The organism is Devosia yakushimensis, assembly GCF_030159855.1.
Classification (GTDB): Bacteria; Pseudomonadota; Alphaproteobacteria; order Rhizobiales; family Devosiaceae; genus Devosia; species Devosia yakushimensis.
In genome coordinates, this window is the sequence record NZ_BSNG01000004.1 from 103,957 (window position 1) to 121,139 (window position 17,183).

At 62.4% G+C, this 17,183-nt stretch carries 20 protein-coding genes; 12 read left to right on the top strand and 8 right to left on the bottom strand.

Annotated elements, in window-relative coordinates; genetic code table 11:
* Positions 1-2: 2 nt before the first annotated feature.
* Positions 3-1,916, bottom strand: coding sequence for a molecular chaperone DnaK (gene dnaK / locus QQL79_RS21075; protein WP_284394113.1), 1,914 nt, complete (start codon positions 1,914-1,916; stop codon positions 3-5).
* A gap of 280 nt (positions 1,917-2,196) precedes the next feature.
* Between dnaK and pncA the strand changes: the two genes are divergently transcribed.
* Positions 2,197-2,832 carry a bifunctional nicotinamidase/pyrazinamidase gene (gene pncA, locus QQL79_RS21080; RefSeq protein ID WP_284394114.1) on the top strand — a complete coding sequence of 212 codons (636 nt, stop codon included), beginning with the start codon at positions 2,197-2,199 and terminating at the stop codon, positions 2,830-2,832.
* A 132-nt stretch (positions 2,833-2,964) separates the two neighbouring features.
* Here pncA and QQL79_RS21085 read toward each other — a convergent pair whose 3' ends face one another.
* From QQL79_RS21085 to hrcA, 3 genes are all read right to left on the bottom strand, one after another.
* A complete protein-coding gene (locus QQL79_RS21085) occupies positions 2,965-3,711 on the bottom strand; it encodes a class I SAM-dependent methyltransferase (RefSeq protein WP_284394115.1) in 747 nt (248 codons plus the stop codon).
* Positions 3,712-3,785: 74 nt separating this feature from the next.
* Complete coding sequence (grpE, locus tag QQL79_RS21090) at positions 3,786-4,367, bottom strand: nucleotide exchange factor GrpE (protein ID WP_284394503.1); 582 nt, start codon at positions 4,365-4,367, stop codon at positions 3,786-3,788.
* Positions 4,368-4,588: 221 nt separating this feature from the next.
* Positions 4,589-5,659: a heat-inducible transcriptional repressor HrcA gene (gene hrcA, locus QQL79_RS21095; RefSeq protein ID WP_284394116.1), complete on the bottom strand. Its 1,071-nt coding sequence runs from the start codon at positions 5,657-5,659 to the stop codon at positions 4,589-4,591.
* Between the two features lie 154 nt (positions 5,660-5,813).
* On the opposite strand from hrcA, the gene rph reads away from it, so the two are divergent.
* The 4 genes from rph to hemW are packed head-to-tail and all read left to right on the top strand — an operon-like array spanning position 5,814 to position 8,538.
* Positions 5,814-6,530: a ribonuclease PH gene (gene rph / locus QQL79_RS21100; protein ID WP_284394117.1), complete on the top strand. Its 717-nt coding sequence runs from the start codon at positions 5,814-5,816 to the stop codon at positions 6,528-6,530.
* Entirely contained in the window at positions 6,527-6,700 is a 174-nt protein-coding gene (locus QQL79_RS21105; protein WP_284394118.1) for a hypothetical protein, read from the top strand. The genes rph and QQL79_RS21105 overlap by 4 nt, the downstream gene beginning before the upstream one ends.
* Positions 6,697-7,344, top strand: coding sequence for an RdgB/HAM1 family non-canonical purine NTP pyrophosphatase (gene rdgB, locus QQL79_RS21110; RefSeq protein WP_284394119.1), 648 nt, complete (start codon positions 6,697-6,699; stop codon positions 7,342-7,344). Before QQL79_RS21105 ends, rdgB begins: the two co-directional genes overlap by 4 nt.
* Before the next feature lie 33 nt (positions 7,345-7,377).
* Complete coding sequence (gene hemW, locus QQL79_RS21115) at positions 7,378-8,538, top strand: radical SAM family heme chaperone HemW (RefSeq protein WP_284394120.1); 1,161 nt, start codon at positions 7,378-7,380, stop codon at positions 8,536-8,538.
* A gap of 190 nt (positions 8,539-8,728) precedes the next feature.
* Here hemW and QQL79_RS21120 read toward each other — a convergent pair whose 3' ends face one another.
* Positions 8,729-9,952: a penicillin-binding protein activator gene (locus QQL79_RS21120; protein WP_284394121.1), complete on the bottom strand. Its 1,224-nt coding sequence runs from the start codon at positions 9,950-9,952 to the stop codon at positions 8,729-8,731.
* 122 nt (positions 9,953-10,074) lie between these two features.
* On the opposite strand from QQL79_RS21120, the gene rsmI reads away from it, so the two are divergent.
* Positions 10,075-10,962, top strand: coding sequence for a 16S rRNA (cytidine(1402)-2'-O)-methyltransferase (gene rsmI, locus QQL79_RS21125; RefSeq protein WP_284394122.1), 888 nt, complete (start codon positions 10,075-10,077; stop codon positions 10,960-10,962).
* On the top strand, positions 10,931-11,314 hold the full coding sequence (locus tag QQL79_RS21130) for a YraN family protein (RefSeq protein ID WP_284394123.1): 384 nt from the start codon (positions 10,931-10,933) through the stop codon (positions 11,312-11,314). The genes rsmI and QQL79_RS21130 overlap by 32 nt, the downstream gene beginning before the upstream one ends.
* Here QQL79_RS21130 and QQL79_RS21135 read toward each other — a convergent pair.
* Positions 11,311-12,432 carry an endonuclease/exonuclease/phosphatase family protein gene (locus QQL79_RS21135; RefSeq protein ID WP_284394124.1) on the bottom strand — a complete coding sequence of 374 codons (1,122 nt, stop codon included), beginning with the start codon at positions 12,430-12,432 and terminating at the stop codon, positions 11,311-11,313. The two genes, QQL79_RS21130 and QQL79_RS21135, sit on opposite strands and share 4 nt — an antisense overlap.
* 148 nt (positions 12,433-12,580) lie before the next feature.
* Between QQL79_RS21135 and gshB the strand changes: the two genes are divergently transcribed.
* From gshB to QQL79_RS21160, 5 genes are all read left to right on the top strand, one after another.
* Positions 12,581-13,522, top strand: coding sequence for a glutathione synthase (gene gshB / locus QQL79_RS21140; protein ID WP_284394125.1), 942 nt, complete (start codon positions 12,581-12,583; stop codon positions 13,520-13,522).
* A 56-nt stretch (positions 13,523-13,578) separates the two neighbouring features.
* Positions 13,579-13,833, top strand: a complete 255-nt coding sequence (locus QQL79_RS21145) for a DUF4258 domain-containing protein (protein ID WP_284394126.1) — start codon at positions 13,579-13,581, stop codon at positions 13,831-13,833.
* Positions 13,830-14,024 carry a DUF2283 domain-containing protein gene (locus QQL79_RS21150; RefSeq protein WP_284394127.1) on the top strand — a complete coding sequence of 65 codons (195 nt, stop codon included), beginning with the start codon at positions 13,830-13,832 and terminating at the stop codon, positions 14,022-14,024. Before QQL79_RS21145 ends, QQL79_RS21150 begins: the two co-directional genes overlap by 4 nt.
* Positions 14,025-14,049: 25 nt before the next feature.
* Positions 14,050-14,982: a serine hydrolase domain-containing protein gene (locus tag QQL79_RS21155; protein ID WP_284394128.1), complete on the top strand. Its 933-nt coding sequence runs from the start codon at positions 14,050-14,052 to the stop codon at positions 14,980-14,982.
* 71 nt (positions 14,983-15,053) lie between these two features.
* Positions 15,054-15,686 carry a MarC family protein gene (locus QQL79_RS21160; RefSeq protein ID WP_284394129.1) on the top strand — a complete coding sequence of 211 codons (633 nt, stop codon included), beginning with the start codon at positions 15,054-15,056 and terminating at the stop codon, positions 15,684-15,686.
* Between the two features lie 299 nt (positions 15,687-15,985).
* Here the strand turns inward: QQL79_RS21160 and QQL79_RS21165 are convergent, their stop codons facing one another.
* Positions 15,986-16,108 (bottom strand): hypothetical protein, encoded by a 123-nt coding sequence (locus QQL79_RS21165; RefSeq protein WP_284394130.1) that lies wholly within the window; start codon positions 16,106-16,108, stop codon positions 15,986-15,988.
* Between the two features lie 86 nt (positions 16,109-16,194).
* Positions 16,195-17,034 (bottom strand): glycoside hydrolase family 25 protein, encoded by an 840-nt coding sequence (locus tag QQL79_RS21170; RefSeq protein WP_284394131.1) that lies wholly within the window; start codon positions 17,032-17,034, stop codon positions 16,195-16,197.
* Positions 17,035-17,183 lie beyond the last annotated feature (149 nt).

Here is a 17,183-nt window from a genome sequence, read left to right on the forward strand (position 1 = left end):
GCTTAAGCCGATTTCTTGTCGTCGTCGTCCTTGACCTCTTCGAAGTCGGCGTCGACGACATCGTCTTCGTCCTCATCGGCGGTGCCATTGGCCTTGGCTTCGGCTTCCGCCTGGCTGGCCTTGTACATGGCTTCGCCCAGCTTCATCGAGGCTTCGGCCAGAGCGGCGGTCTTTTCCTTGATCGCCTCGCCATCCTCGCCCTCGATCACGCCCTTGAGGTCGGCAATCGCGGTTTCGATGGCGGCCTTGTCCTCGGCCGTAACCTTGTCGCCATATTCCTTGAGCGACTTTTCGGTCGAGTGGATCAGGCTCTCGCCCTGGTTCTTGGCTTCCACAGCCTCGCGCTTGGCCTTGTCGGCTTCGGCATTCTGCTCGGCTTCCTTGACCATCTTTTCGATATCGGCGTCGGACAGACCACCCGAGGCCTGGATGCGGATCTGCTGCTCCTTGCCGGTGCCCTTGTCCTTGGCCGAAACCTGCACAATGCCATTGGCATCGATATCGAAGGTCACTTCGATCTGCGGCACGCCGCGCGGTGCCGGCGGAATGCCGGTCAGGTCGAAATTGCCGAGCAGCTTGTTGTTGGCGGCCATTTCGCGTTCACCCTGGAACACGCGGATGGTCACGGCAGACTGGCTGTCCTCGGCGGTCGAGAAGGTCTGGCTCTTCTTGGTCGGAATGGTCGTGTTGCGATCGATCAGGCGGGTGAACACGCCACCCAGCGTTTCGATGCCAAGGCTCAGCGGGGTCACGTCGAGCAGCAGCACGTCCTTGACGTCGCCCTGCAGCACGCCGGCCTGAATGGCCGCGCCCAGCGCCACGACTTCGTCCGGGTTCACGCCCTTATGCGGCTCTTTACCAAAGAGCTGCTTGACCACTTCCTGCACCTTGGGCATGCGGCTCATGCCACCGACCAGCACGACTTCGTCGATCTGGGCAGCGGTGAGGCCGGCATCCTTGAGCGCCTGCTTGCAGGGCTCGACGGTCTTCTGGATCAGGTCATCGACCAGCGATTCGAACTTGGAACGGCTGAGCTTGAGCGTCAGATGCTTGGGGCCAGACGCGTCGGCGGTGATGAAGGGCAGGTTGATTTCGGTCTGGGTCGAGCTGGAGAGTTCGATCTTGGCCTTTTCGGCAGCTTCCTTGAGACGCTGCAGAGCCAGCTTGTCATTGCGCAGGTCAATGCCCTGCTCTTTCTTGAACTCGTCGGCAAAGTAATCGACCAGACGCATGTCGAAGTCTTCGCCGCCCAGGAAGGTGTCGCCATTGGTCGACTTCACTTCGAACACGCCATCGCCGATTTCGAGCACCGACACGTCGAACGTGCCGCCGCCAAGGTCATAGACGGCGATCGTGCCGGCGGCCTTTTTGTCGAGGCCATAGGCGAGCGCGGCCGCGGTGGGCTCGTTGATGATGCGCAGCACTTCAAGGCCGGCAATCTTGCCCGCATCCTTGGTGGCCTGGCGCTGGCTGTCGTTGAAATAGGCCGGAACGGTGATGACGGCCTGCGTGACGGTCTCGCCGAGATAGGATTCGGCGGTTTCCTTCATCTTCTGCAGGACCATGGCCGAGATCTGGCTCGGCGAATATTTGTCGCCCGAAGCTTCGACCCAGGCATCGCCATTGTCGGCCTTGACGATTTTGAACGGAACCAGGTTCTTGTCCTTGGCCACGACAGCATCGTCAAACCGGCGCCCGATCAGGCGCTTGACGGCAAACAGGGTATTTTCGGGATTGGTGACCGCCTGGCGCTTGGCCGGCTGGCCGATCAGACGTTCGCCATCCTTGGAAAAGGCGACCATCGAGGGGGTGGTGCGCGCCCCTTCCGCGTTTTCGATGACCTTGGGGTTCGAACCATCCATCACTGCGACGCAGCTATTGGTGGTGCCCAGGTCGATACCGATAACTTTAGCCATTACTCTAGCCTCTCTTTCAGCAAACCCATTGGGGAGCCCTCCTTGCGAAGCAGCCCCGTGGCCATGCGAGCCGGGTTCCTTGCAACTGGAATGTGCCCATTGCTGGGCCTTGGGCGTATATAGGGGGGTGGCTCATGGGCTTCAAGCGCGCAGAGCCCTGATTTGCAACGGCTTGGTCGATTGTTGACGGCCAGTTCGCTTCATCGCCTGCTTCCACACCCTCTTGCCCCTTCTGTCGGGGCCGGGCACTCTGGCAGGAGTTCACTTCGAGGAGCCTGCCATGACGATCGCCATCACAACCAAAGACGTGCTGGTCGTCGTTGATATGCAATATGATTTCCTGCCCGGGGGGAGCCTGGCCGTGGCCGGCGGCGACGACATCGTGCCGCTGATCAATACGCTGGCCAAGAAATTCACCAATGTGATCTTTACCCAGGATTGGCACCCCGCGGACCACATTTCCTTTGCCAGCCAGCATGAGGGCAAAGCGCCTTTCGAAACCATCGAACTGCCTTATGGCAGCCAGGTTCTCTGGCCGGACCATTGCGTCTGGGCCAGCCATGGCGCCGAACTCTCGGCCGATCTCGATATCCCCCAGGGCCAGTTGATCATTCGCAAGGGCTATAATCGCCTCATCGATTCCTATTCCGGTTTCCAGGAAGCTGACCGCGAAACGCTGACGGGCCTGGCCGGTTATCTCAACGAGCGCGACGTGGACCGGCTCTATGTCGTGGGCCTCGCCACCGACTTCTGCGTCGGCTGGACCGCCATCGACGGCGCTGCGGCGGGCTATGACGTCACCGTCATCGAGGATGCGACACGCGCTATCGATAATGCTGGGAGCCTGGCCAGGGCGTGGGACGATATGGCGGAAGCCGGCGTGGAACGCGTGATGAGCAAGGATATTTTGGGGTAGTTCGATCTCTCAGTCGTCACCCTCCCCCTTTGCGGGGAGGGTCAGGGAGGGGGCGAGAGCCCCGATATCCGGGCTCATGCACCCCCTCCCAACCTCCCCCGTCGAGGGGGAGGTGCAGATCGAGTTTTTTTGCTACTTTGCTGCGCAGACCACCACTTGCCGCATGCTGGTGGGCGTGAGCGGACGACGATCAAACCCACCAAACCGCTCGACCAGCGCAAAACCGCCGCGCTCAAGTAACAGCACCAGCTCCTGCGGATAAATCTGCCGCATCTCCAGTCTCGTATGGCGGAAATCGCTCTCTGCCGGACGCGACCAATACCAGTCGATATGGCTGATCTGGCTGATCGGGTCATAAGCGATGGTTTCTTCGATACGGACCTCTCCCAATTCGGGATGCTCGAACAATCCCAATAACTGGCGTTCCCCGCTAGGCCGGCTGAGTATCCAGGCGCTGGGCACAAAAATATCGAAGATGAGGCGACCATCTGGCTGCAAATGCCGTGCCGCAGCGGCAAGAAACGCGAGGTGATTCCCTGTCTGGGTGAGGTGCAGTAGCGAATTGGCCGCCACGACAATCGTGTCAAAGCGCCGCCCAAGCTCGAAATCGCGCATGTCGAGCTGCGCCAGCCTGGGCGCCAATCCCTCTGCATTCGCCCGCTGCCGCGCTGTCGCGAGCATGGTCTGGGACAGATCGCCGCCCGTGACATCGGCCCCCGAACGCGCCAGCGGCAGGGTTAGCCGTCCGGTGCCACAGGCCAGTTCCAGAACCTGCCTGCCGGGTCCGCCCGCCTCCTCCACGTAGAAGTTCTCCATTTCCGGGTCGGCAGGCGACACCAGATCATAAAGCTCGGGCCGATCATACAGATCGTCTGCCAACGCCATCCTCCTCCCCGGAAAACAAAAAGGGCGCCATTGCTGGCGCCCTAGCTTGCTCAGCCGGCTTCACGCCGTCAAACGCTCTTGTCGACCGTTTCGTCCGCCGGGGCGTGGCTGGGGCCGCCTTTGGCGACGCCCACCATGGCGGGGCGCAGCACGCGGTCGCCAATGGCGAAACCGGCCTGCACCACCTGCACGACCGTACCTTCCGGCCGGCTCGGATCGGGCACTTCGAACATCGCCTGGTGCTTGTGCGGATCGAATTTCTGGCCTTCGGCCTCGATCGGCTTGACGCCATGCTTGGCGAGCAGGCGCTGCATTTCGCGCTCCGCCATTTCGATCCCCTCGATCAGGCCCTTGGTGGTGGCATCGCCCGATTCGCGTGCTTCGGCCGGCAGCACCAAGAGGGCCCGGCTCAGCGCATCGGTGGCTGCCAGCATGTCGCGGGCAAAGCCGGCAATGGCATAGGAGCGGGTATCGGCAACGTCGCGCTCGGTGCGCTTGCGCAGGTTTTCCATCTCCGCAATGGTGCGCAGCACCCGGTCCTTGAGCTCGGCATTTTCCGCGCGCAGTGCCTCGACCGGATCGACTTCCGGCGTCACTTCAGGGATTTCGACTTCGGGCGTTTCGCCATTGGCGGCGTTTTCGTCGCTCATCATGAATTTGGGTTCCGCAGAGATATCGGGATTTAACCAGCCATATCGGCCAAACAGGGCAGTTTTTCAACCCTTGGAAAACTTGGCGGGATCTTGGGACAGCCCCTCCCTCGCCCCTGAGGGGAGGGATTGAGGGGGCATGCGGCTTCTTGTTCCAACGACCCCCACCCCGGTCCTCCCCTCTGGGGCGAGGGAGGCAAACTATGCGCGGCCCAGCAATTCTACCGTTTCCGCGCCATCATCGCCGAAATCACATTGGCGGTGTAATCCACCACCGGCACGATGCGGGCATAATTGAGCCTTGTCGGCCCGATTACCCCAAGCACGCCCACCACCTTGTCATTGGCGTCCTTATAGGGGGAGAGGATCACCGACGAGCCCGAGAGCGAAAACAGCTTATTCTCCGAGCCGATAAAGATGCGCACGCCCTGCGCCTTTTCAGCATCGCCCAAGAGGTCCAGCAGCCCATCCTTGCTTTCCAGCTCATCAAAGAGCTGCCGCATCCGCGCCAGGTCGTCCGAGGCCATGGCGTCATTGATGAGATTGGCGCGGCCGCGCACGATCACCGTCGGCTGGCTCGAGGCCGAGGCCTGGCTGAGCGTCGCAATCCCAGCATCGACCAGCTTTTGGGTCAATTCATCGAGTTCTGCCCGCTGCTCGGCGCGTTGTTCGGCCAGGATCTTGCGGGCCTCGGCAATGGTCCGCCCCACTACATGGTGGGCCAGGTAATTGCTCGCCTGGGTCAGCGTGCTGGCGGCCAGGCCTGGCGGCAGGTCGAGAATCCGGTTTTCCACCTGCCCGTCCTGCCCCACCATCACGGCCATGGCGCGCGTGGCGTCGAGCCGCACGAATTCGATATGGCGCAGCACCATGTCCGATTTTGCCGCGATCACCACGCCTGCGCCCTGGCTGAGGCCGCTTAGCAATTGGCTGGCTTCGGTCAAAAGGTCTTCCACCTGCCCCTGTCGGCCTTCGATGTGGCTGGCGATCTGGCTGCGCTCGCGTTCATCGACCGCGCCCACTTCGAGCATGGCATCGACGAAAAACCGCAGGCCTTCCTGGGTCGGCGCCCGTCCGGCCGACGTGTGCGGCGCCGCGATCAATCCCAGATCTTCGAGATCAGCCATCACGTTACGCACCGAGGCGGGCGACAGCCCCACCTGCAGCATGCGCGAGAGATCTCGCGATCCCACCGGCATGCCGGTATCGAGATAGCGCTCGACGATCTTTCTAAAGATGTCCTGGCTGCGGGCGTTGAGCACGCTCAGGAAGTCTTCCGGGGGCTTTGTCATCACAAAAAGATAAAAACGTCCGCTTTAACCTTCTGCCCTCATTTAAGGGTATTGCTGGCCCGCGCCAAGCCGGTGCGGCTTGTGAGCGGGGCTCATCAGGGTTAAGAGGCGGTTAACAGCCCTTTTCTTTGACTTGTCTTCAGGTGATTTGCCCATGCGGCCTTCCGGACGTGAGCCCAACCAGATGCGCGCCGTAACAATCGAGCGCGGCGTCGCCCAGAAGGCGGAAGGCTCGTGCCTTGTCAGCTTCGGCAATACCAAGGTGCTGGTGACGGCTTCAGTCGAAACCAGCATCCCCAGCTGGCTGCGTGGCAAGGGCCAGGGCTGGGTCACCGCCGAATATGGCATGCTGCCCCGTGCCACCGGCAGCCGCACCCGCCGCGAAGCCACCGCCGGCAAGCAATCGGGCCGCACCCAGGAAATCCAGCGCCTGATCGGCCGCTCGCTCCGCGCCGTGGTCGACATGCAGTTGCTGGGCGAAAACCAGATCACCGTGGACTGCGACGTGCTCGAAGCCGATGGCGGCACCCGCACCGCCTCGATCACCGGCGCCTATGTGGCGCTGAGCGACGCCATCAAATGGATGGATGAGCGCAAGCTCACCAAGGGCGTGGCGCTGCGCGATTCGGTTGCCGCAGTGTCCTGCGGCATCTATCGCGGCACCCCGGTGCTCGATCTCGACTATCTCGAAGACGTCGAGGCCCATACCGACGCCAATTTCGTCATGACCGGCTCGGGCAAGTTCGTCGAAATCCAGGGTACGGCCGAACAGGTTCCCTTCAGCCGCGACGAGCTCAATGCGCTCATGGCCCTGGCTGAGCAGGGCATTGGCGAACTGACCCTGCTGCAACAAGCGGCTTTTGCCCCATGATCGGCTGGATCCTCAAGAAGATCGCCCGCAATCAGCCGGCGCCCCCGGTCGAGCCCATCCGCTCGAGGCCCGGCGAAAATTGTGCGCTCTGGCACGATGTGACCCGCGCCCTCGATCAGTCGGCGCGCGCCGCCGGCAAGGGCGGCAAGGCCAAGGGAGCAACCCGATGACTGCCATCCCGCGCCTGCATGCCGGCGACCGCCTCGTGCTGGCCTCCCACAACAAGGGCAAGCTGGTCGAATTCCAGGAATTGTTCGAGCCCTTCGGCCTCGAAATCGTCTCGGCGGCCGAGCTCGACCTGCCCGAGCCGGACGAGACCGGCACGACCTTCGCCGAAAATGCCCGCATCAAGGCCCATGCCGCCGCCCAGGCGTCGGGCATGCTGGCGCTCTCCGATGATTCGGGGCTGTGCGTCGATGCGCTGGGCGGCGATCCCGGTGTCTATACCGCCAATTGGGCCGGCCCCAACAAGGATTTCGGCCATGGCATGAAGCGCGTCGAGGATGCGCTGCAGGCCGCCAATGCCACCTCACCCAGCCAGCGCCAGGCCCATTTCATGGCAACGCTGTGCCTGGCCCATCCCGACGGCCGCGACGCCCTGTTCGAGGGCCGCGTCGATGGCACCATTGTCTGGCCACCGCGCGGCGAGATGGGCCACGGCTTCGATCCGGTTTTCATGCCCGCGGGCCACGACATCACCTTTGGTCAGATGGCCAGCACGGCAAAGCATAGCTGGACGCCGGGCCAGAATGGCCTCAGCCATCGCGCCCGCGCCTTTTCCAAGTTCGTCGAGGACCAGATTGCCCGGGACTGACCACATCGTGGCAGCCGTTTTGGGGAGCCGGTAATGTCTCAGCCAGCCAGCAATGACCTGTTCGGCGTTTATGTGCATTGGCCGTTCTGCGCGTCCAAATGCCCCTATTGCGACTTCAACAGTCATGTCCATCGCGGCCCCTTCGATGAGGAGGGTTATGTCGCTGCCTATGAGCGAGAGATCGCCCATGCCGCGCAGCTGACGCCGGGCCGGGTCGTGCAATCGGTGTTTTTCGGGGGCGGCACGCCCTCCCTGATGAGCCCCTGGGCCACCGGCAAGATCATCGACGCCATTGCCAAACACTGGACCATCGAGCGCAATGCCGAGATTACGCTCGAGGCCAATCCCACCAGCGTCGAAGTCGACCGCTTCAAGGGATTCCGCACCGCCGGCGTCAACCGCGTCTCGCTGGGCGTGCAATCGCTGCGCGAAAAGCCGCTGGCCGAACTGGGCCGCCGGCACACGGTCGAAGAGGCCGTGGCCGCCGTGCGTATCGCCCAATCGGTGTTCGAGCGCTCCAGTTTTGACCTGATCTATGCCCGTCCCCACCAGACGCTGGACGATTGGGAAGACGAGCTCAAGGAAGCGCTGTGGATGGCGCGCGGCCATATCAGCCTCTACCAGCTCACCATCGAGCAGGGCACGCGCTATTTCGATCTGCACCAGGCCGGAAAACTGGCCATGCCCGACGAGGACCTCTCGGCCGATTTCTATGAGCTGACCCAGGAATTGACCGCGGCGGCGGGCTTGCCCGCCTATGAGATTTCCAACCACGCCCGCCCCGGCCAGGAAAGCCGGCACAACATGCTTTATTGGCGCTATGGCGAATATGCCGGCATCGGTCCGGGCGCCCATGGCCGGCTGATGATCAACAACCAGCGCCACGCCACCGCCGCCGAGAAAATGCCCTTCGACTGGCAGAAAAAGGTCAATGCCCATGGCCACGGCATGGTCGTGGATGACGTGCTGACCTGGGAAGAACAGGGCGACGAATTCCTCGTCATGGGCCTGCGGCTCAAAGAGGGCATTTCCCCCTCCCGCTTCACCGCCATTTCCGGCCGCAAGATCAACCAGCGCCAGATCGATGACCTCAAGGGCTATGGTTTTGTCGAGACATTGCCCAATGGCAATATCCGCGTGACGGACCGTGGCTGGCCGGTGCTCGATGCGGTGGTGGCGGATCTGGCGGCCTAAATCGAAGACAGGTCGTTTGGGGGACTGAGAATGACCAGGATGGACGAATATCTTCGTGGGAAAAGAGACGGTGTTCGGCTGGCGGTTACCTGGCTCCACCAGCGCGCGGAGCGCATGAATGACGGGCATGCCCGCCAGGTCTTGAACGATGCGGCGTTCAACTTCGGCGCTGAGATGGCTCAGGAGCGGGCTAAAGCTTCACCCCGTCCACCATCACCGCCCCCCCCGTCGCGATCTTCTTGACCACCAGCCCATATTCGCTGCGCCCATTGCCTAAAAACCGGAACACGCCATCGCGCCCGTTAAAGCCGGTGGCCGAGATCAGCAGCGTCTGGTTATAGGGCGGGTTGGCCATGGAGAGTGTATTCACATTGGCCAGGATCGTGGCCGTATAGGCGATGGTCGAGAGCGGATGCGGCTGGGTGCCGAAGCGGGCCTGATACTCGCCGCGGATCGCATTGAGCCCGCCATCGTCGACACTGGGGAAAACCGCGCCGCTCAACGACGCCGATTGCAAGATCGCCATGTCCCCCTGCCAATCGGCCGAGCCCACGAGGAGCACCCGGCCGGGCGCCACGCCCGCTTGCTGCAAGGCCGCGGCAAAACCCGGCGCGCTGGCCCGATCAGGCAAAAAGAGCGTATCGATCACCCCGCTCTGGATCAGTGGCAGCGCCTGGCCGATGATTTGCGGGATTTCCCCGGCACTGGTGAAGCCATAAACCGCCTGCGGCTGATAGCCCGCCACCGCCGCCTGCTGCCGGAACGCCGCCTGTTGCGCCTGGCCAAACTCGCTATTGGGAAAAATCCCGGCAATGCCGCGTTTGCCTTGCGTCCGCACATAGGCCAGCGACCGCTTCATCTCGGCATCGGGCAAGACGCTCAAGAGGTATACCCCGGGGGCGGCGGCATTGGGATTGTTGGAAAATCCGATCAGCGGCAGTCCGGCCGAGCGCGCCACCGCGCCCGCCGCCGTCACCTGATCGGCCCGCAATGGCCCCAGGATCAGCTTGGCCCCATCCGACACGGCAGCACTCGCCGCGCTGGTCGCGCCCTCGATGCTGGTGCCCGTATCGCGCAGCGTGATGGTGATATTCTCGGCAATATTGGGATTGGCCTCGATGAAGCCGATGGCAAGCTTACTGGCATTGGCCAGCGCCATGCCTACCGAAGCCGTGCCGGGATCCCCGCTCAGCGGCAGCAGCAAGGCCACTTTGACCGGCCCCCGCCCAAAACTCTCCGAGGGCCCCGCCGCGACCGGCATGGGCATCATGCCCCCCTGTTGCATGGGGATGGGCTGCGCCTGTTGTTGCGGGCTCGAATCGCCAAAGGGAAAGCTGAAGGTGCGCGAGCCGATCTGGTATTGGCCGGGGGTGCAGGAGGACAGGGCGAGTGCCGCCGCCAGGAGCAGCGCCAACCGGATTCGCCCTGCGGATGGTCCGATATTGCCCATCCCCTGCCCTCGAATTGATAGCAATCGGTTAACATCTTGAGCCGATATCGTTAACTCGGCGTCAATGACGTGCGACAAGCAGAGCCATGACCGAACCCACCTCCGGCTATTTCATCGCCGGCACCGCCTTTGCCGCCCCGCCCCTCGCCCCCGGCCTTTATGTCGTGGCGACGCCGATCGGCAATTTGCGCGATATCACCATAAGGGCGCTCGAAACCCTCGCTGCCGCCTCTGTCGTGCTGTGCGAGGATACGCGCATGTCCGCGCGCCTGCTCGATCACTATGGCATCAAGGGGCGCCGGGTGGCGCTGCACGAGCACAATGAGCGCGCCAAGGCCGACGACATTGTCGCCCGCGTCGCTGCCGGCCAGGCCATTGCGCTGATTTCCGATGCCGGCACGCCGCTGCTGTCCGATCCGGGCTTTCCGCTGATCCGCGCTTTGGCCGAAGCCAATCTGCCGGTCTTCCCCATTCCCGGTGCTTCGGCCCTGCTCTCGGCGCTGGTCGTGGCGGGTCTGCCCACCGACGCCTTTGCCTTTCACGGCTTTTTGCCCAACAAGGCCGGCGCGCGGGCCAATGCCATTACCGCGCTCAAGGATTCACGTGAAACTTTGGTGTTTTACGAAAGTCCCCGCCGGCTCGATGACACGCTGGCTGCCATGGCCGAAATCCTTGGCGAGCGGCAGACCGCCGTGGCGCTGGAGCTGACCAAGCGCTTCGAGCGCGTCCATCGCGGCACCCTGCCGGCTCTGGCCGCCGAATTCGCCGATAGCGAAACCAAGGGCGAAGCCGTCATCGTCGTTGCCGGCGCTGCCGAAGCCAGCACGCCGGATGCCGCCGATTGGCAGGCCGACCTGTCTGCCGAAATGGCCAAGCAGCCCTTGCGCGCGGCAGTCGATGAAGTGACCAAAAAATATGGGCTAAAGCGCAAGGAAGTCTACGATGCCGCCCTCGCCCTCAAAGCCGAAAAGTAAGGCGCGCGTATCAGCCCAATTGGGCGGCCATCGCGGCGAGGCGCTGGCCGCCTGGTTCCTGCGGCTAAAACTCTACCGCATTGTCGAGACCCGTTACAAAACCCCGGTCGGGGAAATCGACCTCATCGCCGAGCGCTTCGGCGTGACGGTCTTTGTCGAGGTCAAGGCGCGCCGCGATGCCGCGAGCCAGGCTGAGACGCTCGAAGCGATCAACCAGCAGCGTATCGTGCGGGCAGCCGAATATTGGCTATCCCGCCACCCCGCGCTGGCGGCAACGCCACTGCGTTTCGACGTGATCTTTCTCACACCCCGCCGCTGGCCGCTGCACATCCGCAACGCCTTTGGTGGTTAGACCTGGTCGGAAATCTCCACCCAGATCAGATGGTGATCGCTGGCGGCGTGGATTTCCTTGTCCAGCTCAGGAAACACTTCCCAGCGCTTGGGCCGGGAGCCCGGCCAGGCGCCCTTGCGGAAAATGCCCGCCGCGGTCACCCGGTCAAACAGCTTTGGCGACAACAGCAGATAGTCGATCTTGTTGCTGTCATTGCCCAGCCCATAGGTGCCCTTGCCGGCAAACTCGCCGGTCGAGAAATTGGGATGGTCGGTGACTTCCCTCAGATCGGTTTCTGCCAGGAGGCGCTGTAGCGGTTCGGAATCGGGCGTGTCGTTGAGGTCGCCCAGGATGACGATTCCGTCGTGCCCCTCGGCACGCAGTCCCTCATAGATTTCGGCCGTGCGCTTGGCCTGGTCGCGGCGCTTGCCGATCGAATTTTCGTCATTGCCGCCGAATTTGGATTTGAAGTGATTGGGCAGGATCCAGATGGTCTCCCCGCCCGGCGTGATCACCTGATATTCCGGGCAATCGCGCGAATAGATGCGCTCGCCATTTTCCCGCATATCGGCAATGTGGCTGCGCATCAGGCCGACCGAATAGCCATTGGTGACCATCAGGCCCACGTCGATCCCGCGCTCGTCATTGCCATCGATCAGCATGATTTCGTCATAGGGATCGCCGCCCAGCTTGAGCAGCACCTGTTCGGAAAACTGTTTCAGCGCAACGCGATCTTCCGCCTCGATCACTGCCAGGATATCGGCACCGGCTTCCTTGATCACCCGCCCGGTATTCATCACCGCCACGGCATTGTTGGGCTCGGTGCGCAATTCCACCCAGCCCACCCAATCGGCGCGGCCCTTGGCTGATATCACCATGGGCCCGGTCTTGGGCTGTTTCCAGAAGCTGCCGCGAATCTTGCGGAAGATGGCGAAAGGCGGATTGGGCGAAGTGAGCTTGAGCTCCTTGATCAGCACCAGCATCCGCTTCTTGTCGGCTTCGGAATACTCGTCCTTGTTGATCAGGACATTGATCTCGGCCACCGCATCGGTGATCTCGGCACCCTTGGCCTGGTCTTCCAGATTAAAGGCCCGGGGCCGGTCGAACAGATTCTCCACATTGAATGCTGCGATCTTCATGGTGCCCTCCAGCGCATGAACAGCGCATGCACTATGCGCCGCCATTGTGACACTGGCGACTCGGGAAAAATCACTGGGCCAAAAGCTCTTGCGTCCGGCCGCGCCGCGCGCCATGTCATTGCACTCATTGCCAAGCAAAGGGCCTTCCATGTCGCTCAAAGTCGCCGTCCAGATGGACCATGTCGCCAGTATCAATCCACGCGGCGATTCCACCTTCGCCCTGATGCTGGAGGCCCAGGAACGCGGACATCACTTGCTGCATTATACGCCCGACACGCTGGCCCTGCGCGGCAATGTGGTCTCGGCGCTGGCCGCCCCGATCACCGTCATCGACAAGCCCAAGGACGAGCATTTCACCCTGGGCGAAGCGAGCCGGATCGATCTGTCCACCCAGGACGTGGTGCTGATGCGCCAGGACCCGCCCTTTGACATGAACTATATCACGCTCACGCATTTGCTTGAGCGCATCCACCCCAAGACGCTGGTGGTCAATCCGCCGGCCGCCGTGCGCAATGCGCCCGAAAAAATCCTCGTCACCGACTTCCCCGAACTGATGCCGCCGACATTGGTGACGCGCGATCGCACCCAAATCCACGAGTTCCGCAAGGAGCATGGCAATATCATCGTCAAGCCGCTCTACGGCAATGGCGGGGCGGGCGTGTTCTTCATCCAGGAGGGCGACCATAATCTGGCGAGCTTGTTGGAGCTGTTCGAGGCCAATTACCGCGAGCCCTTCATGATCCAGAAATACCTGCCGGACGTGCGCAAGGGCGATAAACGCATCATCATCATTGATGGCGAGCCGGTGGCCGGCCTCAACCGCATCCCCGCCGATGGCGAAGCGCGCAGCAATATGCATGTCGGCGGCCGCCCCGAACTGTCCGAGCTGACCGAGCGCGAACGCGAAATCTGCGCCACCATCGCCCCGGCGCTGAAAGAGCGCGGCATGATTTTCGTCGGCATCGACGTCATCGGCGACTACCTCACCGAAATCAACGTCACCTCCCCCACCGGCATCCGCGAAATCAAACGCTTCGGCGGGCCAGATATTGCGGTGATGATCTGGGATGCGATCGAGAAGCGGCGGTAGTTTTTCAGCTCAACCATTGCCGAACTAAGGATTGGCCTAATTCTTGGAGGTAAGAGATGGCCAAGCCAATGCTATTCACTCAACACGCGCTGGACGCCGTGGCGGAGCGGCAGCTCGATCCGGTCTGGGTGGAGCTGACGGTTTTCGAGCCCCATTGGCAGGAGGCCGACCCAGGCAATCCCGACGTCATTCGCCGCTTCCGCGCCATTCCTGAGCGCGGCGGCCGTTACCTCCGCGTGGCTCTTGTGGAAACTTCGGCAGAAATCCGTATACTTTCGGCGTTCCTTGATCGCCGCGCGAGGCCCAAATGAAGCCGACCGTCACCTATGACCGCGAAGCCAACGCCGCCTATATCCGCTTTTCGCCCGAACCCATCGAGGAAAGCGAAGAGGTCTCGGAAGGCATTGTGCTGGACTATGACGCCGATGGGCGCATTGTCGGCATGGAAGTCCTGGACGCCCGCGCGCATCTGTCGCCTGATCTGCTCGACAAGGTCGCTTAGCCAAACAAGTCGCAGAGGTGGTTGAATGCGTCCGCTGGCATCGCTCGTTGATCTTGCGGGCTTTGCCGCGGGCAATCCGGTCACTGTGGCGCGCTGCACCGCGTCCGGCATTATCGAGGATTTTGTCACCGGCACTTGGCCGGATGGCCGGGCGGTCGTGGCGTCCGACCGCTTCTATGGTGCCAGCCTTGCCAAGCAACTCACCGGGGCAGCGGCCGCAATCCTCGTCCGCGACGGGCGGCTTGATCCGGATCAGCCGGTGACGCGCCATTTGAGCGATCTGCCGCCTTGGGCCGCAGATATTACGCCGCGTCACCTTGCCCATCACCTTGCCGGCCTGCCTGCCGCCGGTGCGTTGGAAGCGCAGGCGTCAGGCGATTGGACCGAGGATTTTGTTTCCACGGCGCTGGCTGCCCTGCCGCGTTTGGTAACGCCACCCGGCACCAGCTATGCCTATTCAAATCTGGGCTATATTCTGCTCGCCCGGCTCGTGGAGCGCATTGCCGGCGAGCCATTCGCCGCCTTCGTCAATGCCCGCCTGCTTGCGCCGCTGGGCATTGCGGGCATGGCTTTTGTGCGGGATATCCCAGCCTATCCGCAGGTCGCTCATATGGGGCCGTGCCTGCCTCTGACGCAGGGCGATGGCGGGCTCTGGACAACCAGCCGCGCCTTTGCCCTGTGGCTGCGTCAGCAGAACCAGGACGCGCTGGGCATTGCCGGCATTGTCGAGGCTCCAGGGCAACTCGCCAATGGCATGACTGCGCCCTATGGCTGGGGTCTGGGCCTGCGGACCCATCACACCCAGCGCCTGCTCATTCATGGCGGCGAATGGACCGGCGCTGTCGCCAAGGCCGTGCGTTGCCCCGCCCGCGGCATCGCCGTCGTCGCCATGGCGGCCAATTGCCCGTTCCAGACGCTGGATCGCCTGGTCGAAATGGTGTTGAACGAGGCTTGGTGATCGCGCAGGACTGGCCCCCGCCCGTTTAAGCCGCTAATGCTGGTGGCCAAAAGCCGGGGACCTTTCAGCCAATGCCCACCACGACATTCTTCGTCGCCTTCGCGACCCTGTTTGCTACTGTGGGCGTGGCCGATATCGCGTTCATTTTCGCCGCGCTCACCAAGCACAATACGGCTAAGCAGCGCTTTGCCTTCGCCACCCGCGGCGTTGTTATTGCCGGGGTGATCCTGTTGCTGTTCGGAGTTCTGGGCAGCGCTATTCTCGAAATTTTCGGCATTACCATTCCGGCGCTGCGCACGGCGGGCGGGCTGCTGCTCTTCCTGATTGCCATCGACATGGTCTTTGCCCGCCATTCGGGTGGCACCGGCACGACCGATGAAGAAGAGGTCGAAGCCCGGCAACGCGAGGATATTGCCGTCTTCCCGCTGGCCATGCCGCTGCTGGCCGGTCCCGGCGCCATCAGCGCGGTGATCCTGCTCACCACCGGCGCCAGTACCAATCTCGAATTCTGGGCAGTGCTGGTTGCCGTCGTCGTGATTCTCTTCCTTGCCTGGCTGACCCTGCTGGTCGCCATCCCCATCCAGCGCGTGCTTGGGGTTACCGGGCTCGCCGTGGTGTCGCGCGTGGTCGGCATTCTCCTGGCGGCGCTGGCGGTGCAATTCGTCTTCGACGGCGTCAAGGCCAGCGGCCTGCTGGGCGGCTAGGCGCACCGTCCAAAATCTAAAAATTTCGTAAAATTGTTATGTTAATCAAGTCTTAATGGCATGGTTGACCCTTCGACGCGAGGGGCGCACCTATCGTTCCCAGGACCGGAATGAGGCGGAGGGGGCCTATGCGTATCACCGCAGCAATCGTCTTGCTGATCTTTGCCATTATCGGCACCGGGGCAGCCGGGATCGGTGCCACGCGCACCGTGCCATCGGCCGTTGTCGATATTTCGCATTGAAACGGAAACGGCCGGCATGAGCCGGCCGTCAGCAATCCCAGCGCAAAAAGCCTCGGCCTATTTCTTGGCCACGTTGCCATTGCTGCCGGCGCCCAGTCCGGTGACGGGCTTGGCGGCGGCCAACTTGTCCTTCTTGGGCTTTTTGGCTTCCTTGTTGCTGCGCATCTGTCCTTTGGCCATCTTCTGGTCCTCCTCGTGGTCGGGCGCCCGCCCGCAATTACGCTGCCGAAGCTAATCCCGCCTCAATAGGCTGGCAAGGCCCGCCACTACTTGGCAAAACCGCATCGCCCGGTCGGCAATAGTGCGGCAATGGCCCGCGGATCGCATCCGGTCGAGAGGAACGTCAGCCAGTCATTCTGGTTGCCGTAAAAGGCATTGCGGTCCACTTCCCCGCGCACGCCGCGCACCACCCCGGTCTGCGTCCACTGCCAGAAGGTCCAGGTGCGGTTCTTGTAGCGCTCATGCGGCTCGGCGGCCGTGGAGCGCAGCCAGAAGGCATTGGGGAAATATTCGCCTTCCAGAATATCGCGGTGGAAATTCATGTCGGTATAGATGATGGGCAGCTTGCCGGTATGGCGTTCCATCACGTCCAGCATCAGCCGGATCTTTTCCAGCGCATCGGCGCGGCTGGGCTTGTTCCTGCAGCTCGAATGATTGTTCCATTCGAGATCGAGCACCGGCGGTAGCGCATCGGGGTCGTTGGGTACATTGGCCACGAACCAGGCCGCCTGTTCGGACGCCAGCGAGCACCAGGTCATGAAGTGATAGGCGCCGCGCGGCATGCCCGATTGGCGCGCGCGTTCCCAGTTCACCCGGAAATTGGGGTCGATATAGTCCTTGCCCTCGGTCGCCTTCATGAAGACGAAGTGGATACCGGCGCCGAACGCCGCGGGAAAATCCACATTCTCCTGATAGCGGGCCACGTCGATCCCCTGGATCGGCATATTGCGGGCCCGGTCGACCCCCTTATGCGGCCGGTTATCGCCCGGAATGGCGCCGTAAAGCCCACCGCCCGTCGAACAGGCCGCCAGAATGAACACCAATGCGGCGGCAAGGCTCGCCTTGGTCAGGGCGGAAATGGAAAAGAATGGCCGGCTGGCGGTCATCGGGCAGAACTCTACGCAACAAATAAAATCTGCCTTTGAATCAACATGCTCGGGTTAATGGAGAATTAGGGTAACCAGTGTGGCAGCCGGCATGGTTAACAAGCCATAATCCGTTCGTGCCCCGTTCCGGGGCGCGGCAAAGCTCCGCG